Raw genomic sequence first — 21,077 nt, 5'->3', positions numbered from 1 at the left:
ATGGCGCACGCAATCGTCTTCCTGCCGCTGCTCGGCTTCCTCATCGCGGGGATTGCCAGCCTTCTGGCCCATCGCCCGGCCCGCGAGGCGGAGGTGCTGGCCTTCGGCAATGCGGATCATTCCGGCGATGGCCATGCGGCGCACGGGCATCATGGACATGATGATCATGGCCATGACGACCATCATGCGCCGGAACCCTCGCCGCATGCGGAGCCCGTCTCGCGCTTCGCCGAGATCATCACGACCGGGTTTCTCGCTGTTTCCTGCCTGCTCGCCTGGGTGATGTTCTTCCAGGTCGCGCTCGGCTCGGGCGCGCCGGTGCGCGTCACCGTGGCGGAGTGGATCCATGTCGGCAGCTTCATGGTCGACTGGGCCCTGCGTGTCGATACGCTGACGGCGGTGATGCTGGTGGTGGTGACCAGTGTCTCGACGCTCGTCCATCTCTACTCGATCGGCTACATGCACGAGGATCCGGCCCGGCCGCGTTTCTTCGCCTATCTCTCGCTCTTCACCTTCGCCATGCTGATGCTGGTGACGTCCGACAACCTCGTCCAGATGTTCTTCGGCTGGGAAGGCGTGGGTCTCGCGAGCTACCTGCTGATCGGCTTCTGGTACAAGAAGAAGAGCGCCAATGACGCTGCGATGAAGGCGTTCATTGTCAACCGCGTCGGCGATTTCGGCTTCGCGCTCGGGATCTTCCTCGTCTTCTGGATCTTCGGCGCGGTGACCTTCGACCCGATCTTCGCCGGCGTGGCCGGCCAGGAAAAGGCGCTGGTCAAGTTCCTCGGCTACGAGGTGAAAGCACTCGAACTGGCCGCCCTGCTTCTCTTCATGGGCGCGATGGGCAAGTCGGCGCAGTTCCTGCTCCATACCTGGCTGCCGGACGCGATGGAGGGGCCGACCCCGGTTTCCGCGCTGATCCATGCCGCGACCATGGTCACGGCCGGCGTCTTCATGGTGGCCCGGCTGTCGCCGATCTTCGAGCATGCCCCGTTCGCGCAGAGCGTGGTGCTGATCGTGGGCGCGACGACGGCCTTCTTTGCCGCCACGGTCGGGCTGGTGCAGAACGACATCAAGCGCGTGATCGCCTATTCGACCTGTTCGCAGCTCGGCTACATGTTCGTGGCGCTTGGCGTCGGCGTCTATTCTGCCGGGATCTACCATCTTTTCACGCATGCCTTCTTCAAGGCGCTGCTTTTCCTCGGGGCAGGGTCGGTGATCCATGCCATGCATCACGAGCAGGACATCCGGAAGATGGGCGGGCTTTCGAAGAAGATCCCGTTCACAGCGGCGATGATGGGCATCGGCACGATCGCGCTGACGGGCTTTCCCTTTACAGCCGGCTTCTATTCGAAGGATGCGATCATCGAGGCGGCCTATGTCGCCCACACGCCAGGGCATGTCTATGCCTTCGTCTGCGTGGTGATCGCGGCCTTCATGACCTCGTTCTATTCGTGGCGCCTGTTCTTCATGACCTTCATGGGCAAGACGCGGGCGGATCACCACACCTACGACCATGCGCATGAGAGCCCGATGGTGATGCTGGTGCCTTTGGGCATCCTGGCGGCAGGGGCGATCCTGGCCGGGTTCCCGCTGGTCCACGCCTTCCTGTCGGATGCCAATGGCCCGTTCTGGAAGAACGCGATCTTCACCGCGGCCGGCAACCACACCCTGCACGACATGCATGATCCGGCCAAGCTGCCGCGCTGGGTGCCCTGGACGCCATTCGCGATGATGGTGCTGGGCTTCGCGCTGGCCTGGGCGTTCTACATCAAGTGGACGGACATGCCCGGCAAGATCGCGGCGCGGCACGATGTCGTTTATCGCTTCCTGCTCAACAAGTGGTATTTCGACGAGCTCTATGACCTGATCTTCGTGCGGCCGGCGCGCCGCCTCGGCCATTTCCTCTGGAAGAAGGGCGATGGCGTCGTCATTGACGGGTTCGGCCCGGATGGCGTCTCGGCCTTGGTGCTCCGCGTGACCGGCCGGGTGGTCAAGCTGCAGACCGGCTATGTCTACCATTATGCCTTCGCGATGCTGCTCGGGGTGGCCGGCTTCGTGACCTGGTATCTGTTCGCAGGGGGAACACACTGATGTTCGGCTTCGGCATTCTCTCCGGGCTGCTCGTCCTGCCACTGGTCGGGGCGGGCTTCGTCCTCCTGCAGAAGGATGACGAGGCGGGCCTGCGCAATGCGCGCTGGGGCGCCTTCTGGACGACGATCGTCACCTTCCTGCTCAGCCTTGTGGCGCTGGCGCGGTTCGATGCGACCAAGGCCGGTTTCCAGCTGATCGAGCGCAAGGAATGGCTCGGCGAGCAGATCGTCTATCAGCTCGGCGTTGATGGCGTGGCGATGCCCTTCGTCATCCTGACGACCTTCCTGATGCCCTTCTGCATCGCGGCGTCATTCCATTCGATCCGGACCCGCGTGAAGGAGTATTTCGCGCTGTTCCTGCTGCTCGAGACGCTGATGATCGGTGTCTTCGTCAGCCTGGATCTCGTGCTGTTCTATGTGTTCTTCGAGGCCGGGCTGATCCCCATGTTCCTGATCATCGGCATCTGGGGCGGTGCGCGGCGCATCTATGCGAGCTTCAAGTTCTTCCTCTACACGCTGCTCGGCTCGGTGCTGATGCTGCTGGCCATCATGGCGATGTACTGGACGGCAGGCTCGACGGATATCGTGAAGCTGCTGGCCTACAAGTTCCCGTCGGGCATGCAGTACTGGCTGTGGCTGGCCTTCTTCGCCTCGTTCGCGGTGAAGATGCCGATGTGGCCGGTCCATACCTGGCTGCCCGATGCGCATGTGGAAGCGCCGACGGCCGGCTCGGTCATCCTGGCGGGCATCCTGCTGAAGATGGGCGGCTACGGGTTCATCCGGTTCTCGCTGCCGATGTTCCCGGAGGCGAGCCTCTATTTCGCCAATCTTGTCTTCGCGCTCTCGGTCGTGGCCATCATCTATACGAGCCTCGTCGCGATGATGCAGGAGGATATCAAGAAGCTGATCGCCTATTCCTCCGTGGCGCATATGGGCTTCGTGACGATGGGCCTCTTCACGCTGAATGCGCAGGGTGTGCAGGGCGCGGTCTTCCAGATGGTCAGCCATGGGCTGGTTTCCGGCGCGCTCTTCCTTTGTGTCGGTGTTGTCTATGACCGTCTGCATACCCGCGAGATCGCGGCCTATGGCGGGCTGGTCAACCGGATGCCGCTCTATGCGCTGGTCTTCCTGCTTTTCACCATGGCCAATGTCGGCCTGCCGGGTACCAGCGGCTTTGTCGGGGAATTCCTGACGCTACTCGGTTCCTACAAGGCCAATACCTGGGTGGCCGTGCTGGCGACGACCGGCGTGATCTTCTCGGCCTGCTATGCGCTCTGGCTCTTCGCCCGCGTCGTCTACGGCAAGCTCGAGAAGCATTCGCTGGAGGCGATCCCCGATCTCGACCGGCGCGAACTGGCGCTGCTCGTGCCGCTGGCCGTGCTCGTCATTTATTTCGGCGTCCAGCCGAACGCCATCCTGTCCATGAGCCAGGCCTCGGTTGACGGCATTCTTGCCGCGGTCCAGGCCGGGCTCGGCGGCAAGCTCGCCGTTCTGGCGCAATAAGGAGGAGGGGGCTTCCATGAATCAGGTGATTTCCCCTGTTCCGGCCTTTGGCCCGGCTCTGCCGGAGATCGTGCTGGCTGTCGCCGCGCTCGCGCTCGTCCTCCTTGGTTCAATCCGGGGTGACGGTGCAAAGACGCTGATCGACCGGATCGCGATGGCGGCGCTGGTGCTGGCCGGCCTGATCCTGATCGATCAGGGTCCGGCGCGGCTCTCGACCTTCAACGATGCCTTTGTCGTCGATGTCTTCGCGCGGGTGATGAAGATCCTGACGCTGATCGGCGCGCTGGTGGCGATCATCCTCTCCAACCGCTTTTTCGCGGAAGAGAAGGTCGCCCGGTTCGAATATACAATCCTCATCCTGCTCTCGACGATCGGGATGATGATGATGTGCTCCGCCAACGAGCTGATCTCGCTCTATCTCGGCGTCGAATTGCAGAGTCTGGCGCTCTATGTCGTTGCGGCGATCCATCGCGACAATGCCAAGGCTTCCGAAGCCGGCCTGAAATACTTCGTTCTCGGAGCCCTGTCCTCGGGGATGCTGCTCTACGGAATGAGCCTCGTCTATGGTTTCACCGGCTCGGTGACCTTCCCGACCATCGCCAAGGCGGTGACGGGCGGGCATGGCTCGGGCGTGATGATCGGCCTCGTCTTCATCGTGGCCGGCCTTGCCTTCAAGATGAGCGTCGTGCCGTTCCATATGTGGACGCCGGATGTCTATGAGGGCGCGCCGACGCCGGTCGCGGCCTTTTTTGCCACGGCGCCGAAAATGGCGGCCGTCGCGATGACCACACGCATCCTGATCGATGCCTTCCTGCCGATCCTGAAGGACTGGCAACCGATCATCGCCTTCGCGGCCATTGCCTCGATGGGTCTCGGCGCCTTCGCGGCGATCGGGCAGAACAACATCAAGCGGCTGATGGCCTATTCCTCGATCGGGAATATGGGCTATGCGCTGGTCGGCCTCGCGGCGGGCACGGTGCAGGGCGTCGAGGGCGTCGTGATCTTCATGGTGATCTATCTCGCCATGACGATCGGCGTCTTTGCCGTGATCCTCGCCATGCAGGGCCAGACCGGGGCGCGGATGGAACTGGTGAGCGATCTGGCTGGCGCCTCGCGCACCAGCCCGGGCCTCGCCTTCGTCATGGCGGCATTGCTGTTCTCCCTTATCGGCATCCCGCCCTTGGCCGGGTTCTTCGGCAAGTTCTATGTCTTCGCTGCCGCCATTCAGGCGAAGCTCTTTGCCCTGTCGGTGATCGGCATCCTCGCCAGTGTGGTCTCCGCCTTCTATTACCTGCGGATCATCAAGGTGATGTATTTCGACGAGCCTGCGCCGGCCTTCCGGCATGCCGGCCTCGAAATCCGGGCGGTGATGTGGGCCTCGGCGGCGTTTGTGATCCTGTTCGCTGTTGTCGCCGGCCCCGTCCGCTCCGTCGCCGAGGCGGCGGCGCGGTCCCTCTTCTGAGCATGGAACTCGGCGCGGCGGCGCGCAAGGCCGGGTTCAGTCTTGAATGCCGCGAGGTTGTGACCTCGACCAATGATCTGGCTATGGCCTGCCTGCTGGAGGGCGGAGACCGCCATTGGTTCGTTGCAGGCCAGCAGCAGGCCGGACGCGGGCGCCATGGCCGGGATTGGGTTTCACCGCCCGGCAATCTCTATGCGAGTCTGGCACTGGCGGCGCCATGCCCGCCGGCCCGTGCGCCGCTTGTCGGCTTCGTAGCTGGGCTGAGCCTGGCCGAGGCCTTCTGCCGGGTCTCTCCCGCCCTGCGCCCGGTCGTCCATCTCAAATGGCCGAATGACGTGCAGATCGCCGGGGCCAAGGCGGCGGGCATCCTGCTGGAGGGGCTGTCGCTCCGCGGTGGGCGGACCGGCATCGTGATCGGGATGGGCGCGAATATCCGCCACCGGCCTGACCTTGCGGATTACCCGGTCACCGCCCTGGCTGATCATGCTCCGGGCGCACAGGTGCCGACGGTTTTTGCGGCTCTGTCTGACCGGATTGCCGAGAATCTGGCTCTGTTCGATGCCGGCAACGGTTTCGCGGCCATTCGCGAGGGCTGGCTCCGGCATGCTTTGCCGAATGGCACGAAGCTGCGGGTGCGCCTGCCAGCAGGCGAGCGGCATGGCACTTTTGCCGGCCTCGACCCGGATGGCCATCTCCTGCTAGACACGGGCCGTGCGGTCGAGGCCGTGATGGTCGGCGATGTCTTTCTCGCGGAAACGCCGGCCGATCCGCAAACCGCGTTAAGGACTCTGGGATGAAATCGGACGAACTGGTCTTTGTGCCGCTGGGCGGGCTCGGCGAAATCGGCATGAACATGGCGCTGTACGGGTTCGGCCCGGCGAAACGGCGGCAATGGATCATGGTCGATTGCGGCGTCGCTTTTGCTGGCGATGACCTGCCGGGGGTGGATCTGCTCTATCCCGATCCCGCCTTCATCGAGGCCGAGAAGAAAAATCTCCTCGGAATCATCATTACTCATGCCCATGAAGATCATTTCGGCGGGCTGGCCGATCTCTGGCCGCGCTTCGGGTGCCCGGTCTACATGACGCCATTCGCCGCGAACCTGCTGGAGGCGCGGCGGCTCTCCGAGCCCGGCGCGCCGCGCATCCCTGTCCGGGGCATTCCGCAGGTGACACGGTTCACGCTCGGCCCGTTCGATATCGAAACGATTCCGGTCGCGCATTCGATCCCTGAATCGATGGCTCTGGCCATCCGGACGCCGCTCGGCACCGTGTTGCATACGGGCGACTGGAAGATCGACGAGACGCCGATCATCGGCCTGCCAACCGATGGGCAAAGGCTGACGGAGATCGGCGACGAAGGCGTTCTCGCGCTGGTCTGCGATTCGACGAACGTCACGCGTGATGGCATTTCGCCATCGGAGGCGGATGTGCAGGTCGGGCTGCGCGAGTTGATCCTCGCGGCGCGCGGCCGCGTGGCCGTGACGACCTTCGCCTCGAATGTCGCCCGCATCCGCGCCGTGGCCGAGGCCGCGGCGGAAGCCGGGCGCGAGGTCATCCTGGTCGGCCGGGCGATGGACCGCGTGGCCGATATCGCCACCGAACTCGGCATGCTCGAGGGCGTCGCGCCGTTCCGGGGGGCAGAGCGTTACCGTAGCCTCGCACGCGACAAATGCGTGATCCTGCTCACCGGAAGCCAGGGTGAGAACCGGGCGGCTTTGGCTCGTGTGGCCGAAGGTGAGCACCCGGACATCAGCCTCGATGCTGGCGATACCGTGATCTTTTCCTCGCGAACCATTCCGGGCAATGAGAAATCCGTCGGGAAGATCGTCAATGCCCTCGCGAAGATGGGCGTGAAGATCATCACCGATCGTGACGGCCTGGTCCATGTTTCCGGCCATCCCCGGCGCGACGAGCTTCGGCGCATGTATGGATGGGTCCGGCCGAAGATCGCCATTCCGGCGCATGGCGAGGCGCTGCATCTGAGCATGCATCGTGATTTTGCGCGGGAACTTGGCGTGAAGCAGGTGCTCCGGGCCTTCAACGGCGATATGGTCCGCCTCGCGCCGGACGAGCCGAACGTGATCGACCAGGTGCCGAATGGCCGGCTGGCCAAGGATGGCGAGCTTGTTATCCCGCTGGCTGACCCCACCGTGCCGGAGCGGCGCAAGCTCGCCTATGTCGGCATGGTGGCCATTGCCATCGCGATCGATGAACGCGGGCAGATGGCGGCGGATCCCCAGGTCGAACTGGTGGGCCTGCCGGTGCAGGATGACGAGGGCGAGACCTTCCTCGAGCATGTCCGCGACCTCGTGGATGAGAATTTCCGGACCCTGCCCAAGGCGCGGCGGCGCGATGTCGACTCGGTCCGGACGGCAATCGAGCGCGGGGTGCGCGCGGGAATCGCTGAAATCTGGGGCAAGAAGCCCGTCACCAAGGTACTCGTTCTGGAGGTCTGACGCGTCATGATCGGTCGTCTGAACCATGTCGCTATTGCCGTGCGGGATCTCGGGGCCGCCTGCGCCACCTATCGTGAGGTTCTCGGGGCCACGCTTTCGGCGCCGCAGGACCTGCCGGAGCATGGCGTTCGGGTGGTCTTTGTCGAGTTGCCGAATACGAAGATCGAGTTTCTCGAGCCGCTCGGCCCGCAATCGCCAATCGCGAAATTCCTCGAGCGCAATCCGGATGGCGGTATCCACCATCTCTGCTACGAGGTCAGCGATATCCGCGCCGCGCGTGACAGGCTTGTCGCGGCCGGGGCGCGGGTGCTCGGGGATGGCGAGCCGAAGATCGGAGCGCATGGCAACCCGGTTCTGTTCCTGCATCCCAAGGATTTCGTGGGCACGCTGACCGAGCTGGAAGAAGTGCGGGGCTGAGCGGCCCGGGCTGGCGGAAATGACTTCCGGCGCTAGGTTGTTGCCAAGGAGATTGTCATCATGAGCATGGGCAGCGGGATCGCGATTTATTTCGTCATCTGGTGGACCACCTTGTTCGCCGTCCTGCCGCTGGGCGTGCGATCACAGGTAGAAGCCGGCGAAGTCACGCCGGGCACCGAGCCGGGCGCACCGGCAAGCACGAATATCCGCAAGATCGTGCTGGTCAATTCCTGTGTCGCGGCAGTGGTCTTCCTGATTTTCACCTATCTGCTGCTGCCGCTGCTTTAAGGCGGCGGGCAGCGAGGGCAGGGCGAAGCCGTGAGGGCGCGAAGGGTGCTATCCCCCTGACGAAAAACAAAAAAGCAGAGCCTCAGCTCTGCTTGAAACTTTGTTTTTTCGTTTTTGGACGGCCGGATATCGCCTTTCGACGCCACCCTGTGAGGCTTTATTGCTTCTGGTTCTTCCTCACCGATCCGAAGATTGGCGGGCGCCTTGCCTGTCTGGGAATGTGTTTAAAAGATGTTTTCAAGCCTGTCATCATGCGCTGCAGCATTCTGGTTCACGAATGTGTATCGTTTCCATGACATTCGCCAGGGCCTTTTGGTCGCGGGAGCCCTGGCCCTCGTTTCCGGGAAGCGGGCCATCGTTCTGCCACATCGCGAGGGTGCGTTGTTCAGGCGGGACAAGCATTTGCAAGGCCGCCGAATTATGACAGAAGCTGACTCGCGCGGGAGGGTTCCTGCCGCGCCGCCAGCATACCGGAGCCGTCATGCGTCTTTCCCGCTATTTCCTGCCCATCCTGCGTGAAACTCCCAAGGAAGCCGAGATCGTCTCGCACCGGCTGGCCTTGCGGGCTGGCCTGATCCGCCAGGAATCGGCCGGGATCTATGCGTGGCTGCCCTTTGGCCTGCGGGTTCTCAACAAGATCTGTGCGGTGATCCGCGAGGAGCAGAACCGCTCCGGCGCAATCGAATTGCTGATGCCGACGATCCAGTCGGCCGATCTCTGGCGCGAATCCGGCCGTTATGACGCCTATGGCAAGGAGATGCTGCGCATCACCGATCGCCATGAGCGCGAAATGCTGTTCGGCCCGACGAACGAGGAAATGATCACCGAGATCTTCCGGGGCTATGTCCGCTCCTACAAGAGCCTGCCGCTCAATCTCTACCACCTGCAGTGGAAGTTCCGCGACGAGATCCGTCCGCGTTTCGGCACGATGCGCAGCCGCGAATTCCTTATGAAGGACGCCTATTCCTTCGATATCGACCAGGCCGCCGCGCGCCATGCCTATAACCGCATGTTCGTGGCCTATCTGCGCACCTTCGAACGGATGGGGCTGAAATCCATCCCGATGCGCGCGGATACCGGCCCGATCGGCGGCGATCTCAGCCATGAATTCATCATCCTCGCCTCGACGGGCGAGAGCGCGGTGTTCTGCCACAAGGATTATCTCGATTTCGCGGTACCGCCGGCCGATACGAATTTCGACTCGGTCGATGAGCTGGCCGGAATCGTCTCGAAATGGACGTCGCTCTACGCCGCGACCGAGGAGATGCATGATGCCGCTGCCTTCGCGCAGGTGCCGGCGGCCTCGCAGGTCTCCGCCCGCGGGATCGAAGTGGGGCATATCTTCTATTTCGGCACCAAATACAGCGAGCCGATGCGCGCTGTCGTTGCCGGGCCGGATGGCGTGGAACGCCCGGTCCATATGGGCTCCTACGGCATCGGGCCGACCCGGCTCGTGCCGGCCATCATCGAGGCCAGCCATGACGAGGCCGGCATCATCTGGCCGGATGCGATTGCGCCGTTCAACGCGGCGATCCTGAACCTCAAGCCGGGCGACAGCGCGACCGACACGGTCTGCGGCACACTGGAACAGGCGCTGGAAGCGCGTGGCCTCAGCGCGCTGGTCGATGACACGGACGAGCGGCCGGGCGGGAAATTCGCCACGGCGGACCTGATCGGCCTGCCCTGGCAGATCATCGTCGGGCCCAAGGGGCTCGCCGAGGGCAAGGTCGAGCTGAAGCGCCGTGCCACAGGCGAGCGTGTGCTGATGTCGCCGGAAGATGCGGTGGAGCGGATCGCCTCGTGATCAAGCGCCTGTTCTCGTCGTTCGAATGGGTGATCGCGTGGCGCTACCTGCGCTCGCGGCGGCGTGACGGCTTCATCTCGGTGATCGCGGGCTTCTCGTTCCTCGGAATCATGCTCGGCGTTGCCACGCTGATCGTGGTCATGGCCGTGATGAACGGCTTCCGCCAGGAACTGATGAGCAAGATCCTCGGCGTGAACGGGCATGCCTTCATCCAGCCCTATGGCGACGCATTGTCGGATTACGAGGCGATCGCCCAGCGCGTCCGTGCGGCGAAGGGTGTCCGCCTGGCTGCGCCGATCGTCGAGGGGCAGGTGCTCGCTGCTTCGCCCACCGCCACCAGCGGCGCTCTCGTGCGCGGCGTGCGCGAGGCCGATCTCAGGCAGTTCGAATCCGTTGCGAAGAACGTGATCGACGGCTCGCTGGACGGGCTTGACGGTTCGGAAAAGGTGGCGATCGGGCGGCGTCTCGCCGGCTATCTCGGGCTCGGCATCGGTGACAAGATCCGCCTGCTCTCGCCCAAGGGCCCCTCGACACCGTTCGGCTCGGCGCCGCGGCAGAAATCCTACGAGATCGCCGCCATTTTCGAAGTCGGAATGAGCGAATTCGACGCAAGTTTCATCTTCATGCCGCTCGCCGAAGCCCAGCTCTATTTCGACAGCGAGGGCAAGGTCGCGATGATCGAGGTCTTCGTGAACAATCCCGACCGGATGGATGATGTGAACCCTGCCATCCGGGAGGCTGTCGGCAAGCCCCACGCCCTGACGGACTGGCGCTTCCGCAACCGGACCTTCTTCGGCGCGCTTGAAGTGGAGCGGAACGTGATGTTCCTGATCCTGACGATGATCGTGCTGGTGGCGGCGCTCAATATCATTTCCGGCCTGACCATGCTGGTGAAGGACAAGGCGCGGGGCATCGCGATCCTCCGGACGATGGGCGCGACACGTCGCTCGATCCTGGCGATCTTCATGATGACGGGGGCAGCGATCGGCGTTGGCGGCACTTTTGTCGGCTTCCTGCTGGGGCTCACGATCGCCTGGAATGTCGAGAGCCTGCGCCAGCTCGTTTCCTATCTCTCGGGCTCGCCGATCTTCCCGCCGGAGCTCTACTTCCTGTCGCGCCTGCCGGCAGATGTTCGGCCGGCCGAGGTGGTGGCCATCGTCGGCATGGCGCTCACCCTGTCGTTGCTGGCGACGCTCTATCCGGCCTGGCGGGCGGCCCGGCTCGATCCCGTCGACGCCCTGCGCGGGGAATGACCATGTCCGCACCCGCGCTCCAACTGGCCAATGTCAGCCGGGCCTATATCCAGGGCGACAATGTGGTGCCCGTGCTGGGCGGTGTCGACCTGACGCTGCAACCCGGCGAGATGGTTGCGCTCGTTGCGCCGTCGGGCTCAGGCAAGTCCACCTTGCTCCATCTGGCGGGGCTGCTCGAAAAGCCCGATTCCGGCGAGGTCTTCATCGGCGAAACCGCCACCGCCGCGCTGGATGACGGCGCCCGGACGCGCCTGCGCCGGACCGATATCGGCTTCGTCTATCAGTTCCACCACCTGCTCGGCGAGTTCACCGCGCTGGAGAATGTCATCATGCCGCAGCGGATTGCCGGGCTTGCGGTCGATGATGCGAAGAGCAGGGCGACGGAAATCCTGAGTTTCCTCGGCCTCGCGCACCGTCTCGACCATCGCCCGGCGGAACTTTCCGGCGGCGAACAGCAGCGCGTCGCCATCGCGCGGGCGGTGGCCAATACGCCGCGGCTGCTGCTGGCCGACGAGCCGACCGGCAATCTCGACCCCGGTACGGGCGAGCATGTCTTCGCCACCCTGGCGGCCCTCGTGCGCCAGTCGGGCCTTGCCGCTCTGGTCGCGACGCATAATCTTGAACTCGCGGCCCGCATGGACCGGCGGATCACCCTGCGTGGCGGGCAGATCGTTCCCATGGCGTGAGGCGACGGTCCCGCCGCTGGTTCGCGGGCGGGCAGGCCGAGACACGACCCTGTGCGCCGGGGCCTTGACACCGGAACAAACCATGAATTAGAACAGAAACAGAACGCACAAGAGCAGGGGGCTGTGATGCGAGCTGTGGAAGACCTGATCGAACTGGCGTCGATTGGCGCTTTCTTCGTTATGGTGGTGGCCTGGTCGGGCGTGGGGACGAACTGGCCGCTGATCTGAAAGAGGGGAGGTTGCCGTGTCGGGCCCGGGCTTTATCCACCTGCATGTGCATTCGTCCTATTCGCTGCTGCAGGGGGCGCTGCAGATCGGCCATCTCGGCAAGCTTGCCGCGGCGGACAGGATGCCCGCCCTGGCCCTGACCGACACGAACAACCTGTTCGGGGCGCTGGAATTTTCGGAGAAGATGGTCGGCCTGGGAATCCAGCCGATCATCGGGATCGAGATGCTGGTCGATTTCGCCGACCGGCCGCCGGTGCGGAACCGGCCCAACCATCTTGACGAAGCGCGTGGCGCGCTCGTGCTGCTGGCCGCTTCGGAAGAGGGCTATGCCAACCTGATGGCCCTTTCGAGCCGGGCCTTCCTCGATTCACCCGCCCATGAGGGCGTGCATCTGCCGCTCGAGCGGCTGCGCGGCCGGACCGGTGGGCTGATCGCGTTGACAGGCGGCGCGGCCGGGCCGGTCAACCGGGCCTTCGGGCTGGGCGGGATCGACCTGGCGGCGGCGCGCCTCTCGGCGCTGCGGACGCTCTTTCCGGACCGCCTCTATCTCGAGATCGAGCGGTTCGGCCTGCGGGAAACCGCCGGGATCGAGGAGAGGCTGCTCGATCTTGCCGAGACCGAGAAGCTGCCGATCGTTGCGGCCAACAACGTGCATTTCGGCAAGGCCGAGGATTTCGAGGCGCATGACGCGCTGCTCTGCATTGCCGGAGGGCATTCGGTCGACGAGGCCGAGCGGCCGCGGCTGACGCCCGAGCACCGCTTCAAGACCCGCGCGGAGATGATGGCTTTGTTCGCCGATCTGCCGGCCGCGCTGGATGCCAGCGTCGAGATCGCGCAGCGCTGCCATGTCCGGCCACGGACGCGAAAACCGATCCTGCCACGCTTTACCTCCGGCTCGGAGGAGGGGGCGGAAGCGCAGGAGCTGCGCCGGCAGGCCGAGGAAGGACTTCGCGCCCGGCTGGCCGCACATGGCCCGGCAGGCGGCCTTTCCGTAGCGGATTACGAGGAGCGGCTGGCCTTCGAGCTCGGCGTCATCGAGCGGATGCAATATCCCGGCTACTTCCTGATCGTGGCCGATTTCATCAAATGGGCCAAGGTGCAGGGCATTCCTGTCGGGCCGGGGCGCGGCTCGGGGGCGGGTTCGCTGGTCGCGTATTCGCTGACCATCACCGATCTCGATCCTCTGCGTTATGGCCTGTTTTTCGAGCGGTTCCTCAACCCTGAACGTGTGTCGATGCCGGATTTCGACATCGATTTCTGCCAGGACCGCCGCGACGAGGTGATCCGCTACGTCGTCGGGCGGTATGGCGAGGGACGGGTCGCGCAGATCATCACCTTCGGCACGCTGCTCGCGCGCGGGGTGATGCGTGATGTCGGCCGCGTGCTGGGCCTGCGCTATGGCGAGGTGGACCGGCTGACCAAGCTCGTGCCGCAGAATCCGGCCAATCCGATCACGCTTGAAAAGGCGATCGCCGAGGAACCGCAACTGCGGGCGGCCGCGGAGGAGAACGAGGCTGTCGGGCGGATGCTGGGCATCGCGCAAAGGCTCGAGGGGCTCTATCGCCATGCCTCGACCCATGCGGCCGGCATCGTGATCGGTGACCGGCCCCTCGAGGAGCTGGTGCCGCTCTATCGTGACCCGAAATCCGACATGCCCGTCACCCAGTTCAACATGAAATGGGTCGAGCCGGCCGGACTGGTGAAGTTCGACTTTCTCGGCCTGAAGACGCTGACGATCCTGCGAGGTGCGGTGGACCTGCTGGCGGAGCAGGGCATCGCGGTCGACTTGCTGAAGATCCCGCTCGACGATGCGAAGAGCTATGCCATGCTCTCTCGCGGGGAGACGGTCGGCGTATTCCAGGTGGAATCGGGCGGGATGCGACGGGCCCTCGTCGACATGAAGCCCGACAGGATCGAGGACATCATCGCGCTGGTGGCGCTTTATCGGCCGGGGCCGATGGCGAATATTCCGGTCTATTGCGATGTGAAGCATGGGCGGCGCGCGCCGGATTATGCCCATCCGTTGCTGGAGCCGATCCTCGAGGAGACCTGTGGCGTCATTGTCTATCAGGAACAGGTGATGCAGATCGCCAAGGTCATGTCCGGCTATTCGCTGGGCGAGGCCGACATGCTCCGCCGCGCCATGGGCAAGAAGATCAAGGCGGAGATGGATGCCCAGCGCGCCCGCTTTGTCGAGGGCGCGGTGAAGAACGGCGTCGCGGAGGCCGATGCGGATTCGATCTTCGACCTGCTCGCGCGCTTCGCGGATTACGGCTTCAACAAGAGCCATGCCGCCGCCTATGCCGTCGTCGCCTACCAGACAGCCTGGCTCAAGGCCAATCACCCGGTCGAGTTCCTGGCGGCGTCGATGAGTCTCGATCTGTCGAATACCGACAAGCTGGCCGAGTTCCGCCGCGAGGCGCAGCGGCTGGGCATTCGCGTGGAGCCGCCGGATATCAACCGCTCGGGTGTGAAATTCGGCGTGCGGAGCGGGGCGATCCTCTATGCGCTGGCGGCAATCAAGGGCGTCGGCGTCGAGGCAGCGCGGGCGCTTGTCGAGTTGCGCGGCGACCGGCCCTTCCGCTCCGTCACCGATTTCGCGCGGCGGGTCGACCCGAAGCTGGTCAACAAGCGCACACTCGAACAGCTGATCGCGGCCGGTGCGTTCGACACGCTCGAGCCCAATCGCGGGCGCCTGCTGGCCGGGCTCGAAGCGATCGTCGCCGAATCCCAGGCGCATCAGGCCGAGCTGGCCAGCGGGCAGGGCGGGCTGTTCGGCGGGGATTCCGATACGGGCCTCGTCCTGCCGGAGGCGCAGCCGCTGTCGCTGACGGAACGGCTCCGGCGAGAGCATTCGGCCGTCGGGTTCTTCCTGAGCGGGCACCCGCTCGACCAGTTCGAGACCCTGCTCGACCGGGCGAGCCTGACCGATTTCGCGCGGTTCCAGCAGGCCGTGAAGAACGGCGCCACCCATGCGCGGATGGCCGCGACGCTGCTGGATGTCGATGTCCGAAGGACCCGCAATGGCAACAAGATCGGGATCGCGCAATTCTCTGACCGGACGGGGCAGTTCGAGGCCATGGTCTTTTCCGAAGGGCTCGCCAAATACCGCGCGCTTCTGGAGCCGGGAACGGCCCTTTTCCTGACGCTGGCCGGCTCGGTGGATGGCGAGGATCTCCGCCTCCGGGTGCTCGACATGGAGCCGCTGGAGCGTGCCCTCCAGCGCACGCAGAAGGGCATCCGCGTCTTCCTCGCCGATCCGCAGGGCGCGCGCGAGCGGGGCGAGGCGACGCTTTCGGCCCTGGACCGGATGTTGCGCCGCGGCGGCGATGGCGAGGTTTCGCTGACGGTCATGCTGTCGGATGGCGGCGAGGTGGATTTGCGCCTGAAGGGCCGATTTGACCTCGGAAGCGAGCATATGGCCCAGCTTTCGACGATTCCCGGCGTGCTGGACATCAAACCGTACTGAACAATCGGCCCGCGTTCCGGCAGGGTCGATGCGGGAAGGTGCTTGCATTTCTCCGGGATATCGATTAGGCGCGCATCATTCCTCACGCAGGGCTGTCGATTTCGATCGATCCGGTGTCGCCGGCTGGCGGCTCTTACCCCTGCGGCGGCCCAACCGGAGAAGAACCATGGCGCTACCCGATTTCTCTATGCGTCAGCTGCTTGAAGCTGGCGCGCATTTTGGTCACCAGTCGCATCGCTGGAACCCGAAAATGGCCCCGTACATTTTCGGCACCCGCAACAATATCCATATCATCGATCTCGCTCAGACCGTGCCGATGCTGTATCGCGCGCTCGAGACGATTTCGGACACGGTTGCCCGCGGCGGCCGCATCCTGCTGGTCGGCACCAAGCGCCAGGCCCAGGAGCCGATCGCGCAGGCTGCCAAGGCCTCGGCCCAGTATTATGTGAATTCGCGCTGGCTCGGCGGCATGCTGACCAACTGGAAGACGATCTCGAACTCGATCCAGCGCCTGCGCAAGGTTGACGAGATCCTGGCGGGCGGCGCCGTCGGCCTGACCAAGAAGGAGCGCCTGATGCTCAGCCGCGAGCAGGAAAAGCTCACGCGCGCGCTCGGCGGCATCAAGGATATGGGCGGCACGCCGGACCTCCTCTTCGTGATCGACACGAACAAGGAACAGCTGGCCATCCAGGAAGCCAACCGCCTCAACATCCCGGTTGTGGCGATTGTCGATACCAATTGCGATCCGGACGGCGTGACCTTCCCGATCCCGGCGAATGACGATGCCGGCCGCGCCCTCGCGCTCTATTGCGAACTCGTGGCCCGCGCCGCCGTTGACGGCATCTCGCGCAGCCAGTCCTCGCTCGGGATCGATCTCGGGGCGTCGGAAGTTCCGGTTGCCGAGGACCTGCCGTCGGCAGCAACCGGCGAGGGCTTCGTGCGCCTCTCGGCGCCGCAGGGGGCGCCGGACGACCTGTCGAAGCTGGGCGGTGTCGGCCCGCAGCTTTCGACCAAGCTCAACGAATATGGCATCTTCCATTTCTGGCAGCTCGCTGCCATGTCGGAAGCCGATCTTGCCGCGCTGGATGCCGCGCTGAAGCTGAATGGCCGTGCCGGCCGCGAAGGCTGGCTCGACACGGCGCGCGCCCTCGCGGCGTGATGCCGGCCGGGTGCCGGCTCCCGTCTTGCGGGGCCGGCTTCCGGCGGGATGTTTTGTCACCGTGTTGTGGCACAAGCCGCGCAGGGTGATCCGATTTCATGGGCCGCAGCCGTGGGTTGCGGCCTCTTGCTGAGAATTCAAGCACAGGAAAGGGACCGGCCATGGCGGCGATTACCGCGAGTATGGTGAGCGAACTGCGTCAGGCGACGGGCGCAGGCATGATGGATTGCAAGGCTGCGTTGACGGAGACCGGCGGCGATATCGAGGCTGCGGTCGACTGGCTGCGCAAGAAGGGCCTTGCCAAGGCCGCCAAGAAGGCTGGCCGCGTGGCGGCTGAAGGCCTTGTCGGCATCGCGGTGTCCGGCACACGCGGTGTGGTGGTGGAAGTCAATTCCGAAACCGATTTCGTGGCCCGGAACGAGCAGTTCCAGGAGCTGGTGCGCTCGGTGGCTGGCGTTGCCCTCGGGGGTAATGGCGATGTCGAGGCGCTGAAGAACGCCGCGCATCCGGCCGGCGGCACCGTGCAGGAAGCCGTCGCCAATGCCGTGGCGACCGTGGGCGAGAACATGACGCTTCGCCGCGTCGGCCTGCTCAACGTTTCGCAGGGCGTGGTTGCGTCGTACATGCACAACTCGGTCGGCGACGGCCTCGGCAAGATCGGCGTGCTCGTCGCGCTCGAATCGTCGGGCAATGCCGAGGCGCTGCAGGCCATTGGCCGGCAGGTGGCGATGCATATCGCCGCCACCAACCCGCAGGGCCTCGATGGCAACTCGATCGATCCGGCGATTGTCGAGCGCGAGCGCGCCGTGCTGGCCGACAAGGCCCGCTCCAGCGGCAAGCCTGAAGCGGTGATCGAGAAGATTGTCGAATCGGGCATCAAGACCTTCTTCAAGGAAGTCACCCTGGTGGACCAGCCCTTCGTCCATGATTCGTCGAAGACCGTGGCTCAGGCCGTCAACGAGGCCGCCAAGGCTGCCGGCGCGCCGATCGTGCTCAAGGGCTACCTGCGCTTTGGCCTCGGCGAGGGGATCGAGAAAGAAACCTCTGATTTCGCGGCCGAGGTGGCTGCGGCGGCTGGCGGAAACGCGTAAGTTGCCGGCAGCGATGCTGCCAAAGCCAGCAAAGACCAAAGGCGGCGCGAGCCGCCTTTTCCATGAGAGTGCCTCCCGGGCAGGTCCGGGAGCCTCAACGTGCCCAATATGAGGAGCAGACGATGACGGAACGAGGCGGCGTACCGGTCTTCAAGCGGGCCCTGGTGAAGTTGTCGGGCGAGGCCATGATGGGGTCCGAGGCTTTCGGCATCCATCAGCCGACGGTTCGGCAGATCGCCGAGGATCTGATCGAGGCGGTCGAACTCGGCGTCGAGATTGCCGTGGTCGTTGGCGGTGGCAATATCTTCCGTGGCGCGCAGATGCACGGCATGGGCCTTTCCCGCCCGGCTGCGGATTCCATGGGTATGCTCGGCACCGTGATGAATGTCATCGCGCTGGAAGCCCAGCTCACCGCGCTCGGCGCACCGGCCCGCGCCATGTCCGGCGTGGCGATGCCCTCGGTCGTCGAGACCTACACCCGGCAGCAGGCCATGGACCACCTGACCAAAGGCCGCATCGTGCTGCTGGCCGGCGGCACCGGCAATCCGTTCTTCACCACCGATACCGGAGGGGCCCTGCGGGCGGCGGAGCTGGAATGCGACGTGCTGCTGAAGGCGACGCAGGTCGATGGCGTCTACACGGCTGATCCGCGCAAGGACCCGGCAGCGAAGCGCTACGAGAAGGTCAGTTTCGACGAGGTGATCCGCAACGATCTCAAGGTGATGGATACGGCGGCCTTCGCGCTGGCCCGGGATGCGCGCCTTCCGATCGCGGTTTTCGCGATCCAGGAGCGCGGTTCGATCGCTTCGGTGCTGAAAGGCGCGGGGCGTTTCACCCTCGTCACGTTCTGAGCGCGGTGTTTCCGGCATAGCCGGCTTGATCTTTATCCCTGCTTCCGACAAGGAAGCGACACAGCAAAAGGGCCGCGCGGCGCGCGCCGCGCAAACCCCAGGAGGAGCTTCACATGAGCGGATTTGATCTTCAGGATGTGAAACGGCGCATGACCGGTTCCGTTCAGGCGTTGAAGAATGACCTGGCCTCGCTGCGGACGGGCCGGGCCTCGCCCAATATCCTCGATCCGGTGGAAGTCGAAGCCTATGGCGCCCGGATGCTGCTGGCCCAGGTCGCCACGGTCAGCGTGCCGGAGCCGCGCCTTCTGTCGGTCGCGGTCTGGGATCGCAGCATGGTCGGCCCCGTCGAAAAGGCCATCCGCGAATCGTCGCTCGGCCTGAATCCGCAGACGGAGGGGCAGACCATCCGCCTCCGGATTCCCGAGCTCAACGAGCAGCGCCGCAAGGAAATGGTCAAGGTGGCGCACAAATACACCGAAAATGCCCGGATCGCTGCCCGCCATGTCCGCCGCGACGCATTGGACGGGCTCAAGAAGCTCGAGAAGGACGGCAAGATGAGCGAGGACGAGTCGGCCCGCCATGCCGACCAGGTCCAGAAGGCGACCGACCAGACCATCCAGGAAATCGATGCCCTGCTGGTCCAGAAGGAAAAGGAAATCATGCAGGTGTGACGGGAGCCTGCTGGCGGGTTGCATTCCCGCTGCGCTTCGTATTCTGTCTTCGCCCAACGGGCCGGATGGCGAGCCTGCCGCCGTTGCCCGGATCCTCAGGAGGATAGCTGCGCCATGCCGGGGTCCCTCAACCCATTGGCCACGGAACCAGGCCAGCCGGCCGAGGGCGCACCGGGTCATTTCGGCGTCACGCATCTCGCGCTGATCATGGATGGCAATGGCCGCTGGGCGACGCGGCAGGGCCTGCCCCGGCTCGCCGGGCACCGGGCCGGGCTCGAGGCGGTCCGCCGCCTCGTCAAGGCCTGCATCGAGCGCAACATTGCCTTTCTTACCCTGTTCTCCTTCTCGACCGAGAACTGGACACGGCCCGCCGAGGAAGTCGGCGAACTGATGCGCCTGCTCCGGTTCTTTGTCCGCAGCGATCTGGCGACGCTCAACCGGCAGAATGTCCGGATCCGGGTGATCGGCGAGCGCGAGGGGCTGGCGCCGGATATCCTTCGGATACTCAATGAGGCGCAGGATACGACCGCTGCGAATACCGGGCTCACCCTCGTCATCGCCTTCAATTACGGCGCGCGCGCCGAACTGGTGCGGGCGGCGCGGCATCTCGCAGCCGAGGTTGCGGCCGGTCGGCTCGAACCCTCGGCGATCACCGAGGCGACGGTTTCCGCCGCGCTTGACACGAGCGGCATTCCCGATCCCGATCTGCTGATCCGGACCAGCGGCGAACAGCGCATCTCGAATTTCCTGCTCTGGCAGAGTGCCTATACCGAACTGGTCTTCACGCCCGCGCTCTGGCCGGATTTCGATGCGGCCGCGCTGGATGCTGCCTTGCGGGAATTCAGCCAGCGGCAGCGCCGCTTCGGCGGGATCTAGAAAAAGAAAAAGCCGGGCAGGGCGGTCGCAGCGGGGAGGCGGGGCGGCATATGGGTGAGCTGGGATTGCGGGTCGTCTCCGCTGTCATCCTTGCGGGCATGGCGCTGGCCAGTGCCTGGTGGGGCGGCGCCGTTTTCGTGATTGTCTGGGGCACGCTGGCCGGGCTGGTGCTGGTCGAGTGGCTCAAGATCGTCTGGAGCAAGCCGGGTCGGCTGGTCTGGGCCGTTTCCGGCATCGCCTATGCACTGGCGCTCTTCGTCTCGATGTGGCTGCTCAGGAGCGATGACCGCCTCGGTTTCGTGGCCGTGCTCTTCCTGTTCGCGATTGTCTGGGCCACGGATGTGCTGGCCTATTTCGCCGGGCGCACCTTCGGCGGGCCGAAACTGGCCCCGCGGATCTCGCCGAAAAAGACCTGGTCCGGCATGATCGGCGGGGTTGCGGGCGGCACGGTGGCCGGCCTTGCCCTGCTCGCTTTGGCCGGGCTGAACGTTGGGTGGATCCATGCCGGGCTTGCAGCCCTGCTCTCGCTGGCCTCGGTGGGCGGCGACCTGTTCGAATCAGCGTTCAAGCGCCATTTCGCGGTCAAGGATTCGGGCCAGCTCATTCCCGGCCATGGCGGGTTCATGGACAGGCTCGACGGGTTCCTTGTGGCGGCGGCAGTGGCGGCCCTGATCGGCATCCTCCATGCCGGGTTTTCCGCTGCGGCATCCGGGTTGCTCGAATGGTAGGCGCCTGCGCTTAACCATGGCGCACGAAAGGCTTCGCAGT

Annotated in this window: 17 protein-coding genes; all 17 read left to right on the top strand. The window is 64.7% G+C overall.

The genetic code is table 11. The annotated features are described in order from the left end of the window. Positions 1 to 2,094 carry an NADH-quinone oxidoreductase subunit L gene (gene nuoL / locus P0652_RS01660; protein ID WP_284177009.1) on the top strand — a complete coding sequence of 698 codons (2,094 nt, stop codon included), beginning with the start codon at positions 1 to 3 and terminating at the stop codon, positions 2,092 to 2,094. Next, positions 2,094 to 3,596 carry an NADH-quinone oxidoreductase subunit M gene (locus tag P0652_RS01655; protein WP_284177008.1) on the top strand — a complete coding sequence of 501 codons (1,503 nt, stop codon included), beginning with the start codon at positions 2,094 to 2,096 and terminating at the stop codon, positions 3,594 to 3,596. Before nuoL ends, P0652_RS01655 begins: the two co-directional genes overlap by 1 nt. A gap of 16 nt (positions 3,597 to 3,612) precedes the next feature. After that, entirely contained in the window at positions 3,613 to 5,058 is a 1,446-nt protein-coding gene (nuoN, locus tag P0652_RS01650) for an NADH-quinone oxidoreductase subunit NuoN (protein ID WP_284177007.1), read from the top strand. A gap of 2 nt (positions 5,059 to 5,060) precedes the next feature. Next, positions 5,061 to 5,855, top strand: a complete 795-nt coding sequence (locus tag P0652_RS01645; RefSeq protein ID WP_284177006.1) for a biotin--[acetyl-CoA-carboxylase] ligase — start codon at positions 5,061 to 5,063, stop codon at positions 5,853 to 5,855. Continuing rightward, positions 5,852 to 7,516 carry a ribonuclease J gene (locus tag P0652_RS01640; RefSeq protein ID WP_284177005.1) on the top strand — a complete coding sequence of 555 codons (1,665 nt, stop codon included), beginning with the start codon at positions 5,852 to 5,854 and terminating at the stop codon, positions 7,514 to 7,516. Before P0652_RS01645 ends, P0652_RS01640 begins: the two co-directional genes overlap by 4 nt. 6 nt (positions 7,517 to 7,522) lie before the next feature. Then, positions 7,523 to 7,933, top strand: coding sequence for a methylmalonyl-CoA epimerase (gene mce, locus P0652_RS01635; RefSeq protein ID WP_284177004.1), 411 nt, complete (start codon positions 7,523 to 7,525; stop codon positions 7,931 to 7,933). Between the two features lie 60 nt (positions 7,934 to 7,993). Then, positions 7,994 to 8,221 (top strand): DUF1467 family protein, encoded by a 228-nt coding sequence (locus tag P0652_RS01630; protein ID WP_284177003.1) that lies wholly within the window; start codon positions 7,994 to 7,996, stop codon positions 8,219 to 8,221. A gap of 481 nt (positions 8,222 to 8,702) precedes the next feature. Continuing rightward, complete coding sequence (gene proS, locus P0652_RS01625) at positions 8,703 to 10,025, top strand: proline--tRNA ligase (protein ID WP_284177002.1); 1,323 nt, start codon at positions 8,703 to 8,705, stop codon at positions 10,023 to 10,025. Beyond that, the gene (locus tag P0652_RS01620; protein ID WP_284177001.1) at positions 10,022 to 11,278 is read left to right on the top strand and encodes a lipoprotein-releasing ABC transporter permease subunit; all 1,257 of its coding nucleotides are present in this window, start codon (positions 10,022 to 10,024) and stop codon (positions 11,276 to 11,278) included. Before proS ends, P0652_RS01620 begins: the two co-directional genes overlap by 4 nt. Next, positions 11,275 to 11,964 (top strand): ABC transporter ATP-binding protein, encoded by a 690-nt coding sequence (locus tag P0652_RS01615; RefSeq protein WP_502947440.1) that lies wholly within the window; start codon positions 11,275 to 11,277, stop codon positions 11,962 to 11,964. Before P0652_RS01620 ends, P0652_RS01615 begins: the two co-directional genes overlap by 4 nt. A 244-nt stretch (positions 11,965 to 12,208) precedes the next feature. Beyond that, positions 12,209 to 15,661: a DNA polymerase III subunit alpha gene (gene dnaE / locus P0652_RS01610; protein WP_284176999.1), complete on the top strand. Its 3,453-nt coding sequence runs from the start codon at positions 12,209 to 12,211 to the stop codon at positions 15,659 to 15,661. Positions 15,662 to 15,827: 166 nt separating this feature from the next. Further along, entirely contained in the window at positions 15,828 to 16,820 is a 993-nt protein-coding gene (locus P0652_RS01605) for a 30S ribosomal protein S2 (RefSeq protein ID WP_284176998.1), read from the top strand. A 161-nt stretch (positions 16,821 to 16,981) separates the two neighbouring features. Then, positions 16,982 to 17,911, top strand: coding sequence for a translation elongation factor Ts (gene tsf, locus P0652_RS01600; RefSeq protein WP_284176997.1), 930 nt, complete (start codon positions 16,982 to 16,984; stop codon positions 17,909 to 17,911). 122 nt (positions 17,912 to 18,033) lie between these two features. Further along, complete coding sequence (gene pyrH, locus P0652_RS01595; protein ID WP_284176996.1) at positions 18,034 to 18,762, top strand: UMP kinase; 729 nt, start codon at positions 18,034 to 18,036, stop codon at positions 18,760 to 18,762. A gap of 113 nt (positions 18,763 to 18,875) precedes the next feature. Beyond that, positions 18,876 to 19,433 (top strand): ribosome recycling factor, encoded by a 558-nt coding sequence (gene frr, locus P0652_RS01590; protein ID WP_284176995.1) that lies wholly within the window; start codon positions 18,876 to 18,878, stop codon positions 19,431 to 19,433. A gap of 135 nt (positions 19,434 to 19,568) precedes the next feature. Further along, complete coding sequence (locus P0652_RS01585) at positions 19,569 to 20,309, top strand: isoprenyl transferase (protein ID WP_502947451.1); 741 nt, start codon at positions 19,569 to 19,571, stop codon at positions 20,307 to 20,309. 50 nt (positions 20,310 to 20,359) lie between these two features. Continuing rightward, positions 20,360 to 21,037: a phosphatidate cytidylyltransferase gene (locus tag P0652_RS01580; protein ID WP_284176993.1), complete on the top strand. Its 678-nt coding sequence runs from the start codon at positions 20,360 to 20,362 to the stop codon at positions 21,035 to 21,037. Positions 21,038 to 21,077: the final 40 nt, after the last annotated feature.

The sequence above is a fragment of the Rhabdaerophilum sp. SD176 genome (assembly GCF_030143245.1).
Taxonomy (GTDB): Bacteria; Pseudomonadota; Alphaproteobacteria; order Rhizobiales; family Beijerinckiaceae; genus Rhabdaerophilum.
The sequence above is the reverse complement of the archived record's forward strand: the minus strand, read 5'-3'. Positions and strand labels throughout refer to the sequence as shown.

Excerpts from the sequence above, each read along its gene's own strand:
- nuoL (WP_284177009.1), top strand. The coding sequence starts at position 1 with ATGGCGCACGCAATCGTCTTCCTGCCGCTGCTCGGCTTCCTCATCGCG.
- P0652_RS01655 (WP_284177008.1), top strand. The coding sequence starts at position 2,094 with ATGTTCGGCTTCGGCATTCTCTCCGGGCTGCTCGTCCTGCCACTGGTC.
- nuoN (WP_284177007.1), top strand. The coding sequence starts at position 3,613 with ATGAATCAGGTGATTTCCCCTGTTCCGGCCTTTGGCCCGGCTCTGCCG.
- P0652_RS01645 (WP_284177006.1), top strand. The coding sequence starts at position 5,061 with ATGGAACTCGGCGCGGCGGCGCGCAAGGCCGGGTTCAGTCTTGAATGC.
- P0652_RS01640 (WP_284177005.1), top strand. The coding sequence starts at position 5,852 with ATGAAATCGGACGAACTGGTCTTTGTGCCGCTGGGCGGGCTCGGCGAA.
- mce (WP_284177004.1), top strand. The coding sequence starts at position 7,523 with ATGATCGGTCGTCTGAACCATGTCGCTATTGCCGTGCGGGATCTCGGG.
- P0652_RS01630 (WP_284177003.1), top strand. The coding sequence starts at position 7,994 with ATGAGCATGGGCAGCGGGATCGCGATTTATTTCGTCATCTGGTGGACC.
- proS (WP_284177002.1), top strand. The coding sequence starts at position 8,703 with ATGCGTCTTTCCCGCTATTTCCTGCCCATCCTGCGTGAAACTCCCAAG.
- P0652_RS01615 (WP_502947440.1), top strand. The coding sequence starts at position 11,275 with ATGACCATGTCCGCACCCGCGCTCCAACTGGCCAATGTCAGCCGGGCC.
- P0652_RS01605 (WP_284176998.1), top strand. The coding sequence starts at position 15,828 with ATGGCGCTACCCGATTTCTCTATGCGTCAGCTGCTTGAAGCTGGCGCG.
- tsf (WP_284176997.1), top strand. The coding sequence starts at position 16,982 with ATGGCGGCGATTACCGCGAGTATGGTGAGCGAACTGCGTCAGGCGACG.
- pyrH (WP_284176996.1), top strand. The coding sequence starts at position 18,034 with ATGACGGAACGAGGCGGCGTACCGGTCTTCAAGCGGGCCCTGGTGAAG.
- frr (WP_284176995.1), top strand. The coding sequence starts at position 18,876 with ATGAGCGGATTTGATCTTCAGGATGTGAAACGGCGCATGACCGGTTCC.
- P0652_RS01580 (WP_284176993.1), top strand. The coding sequence starts at position 20,360 with ATGGGTGAGCTGGGATTGCGGGTCGTCTCCGCTGTCATCCTTGCGGGC.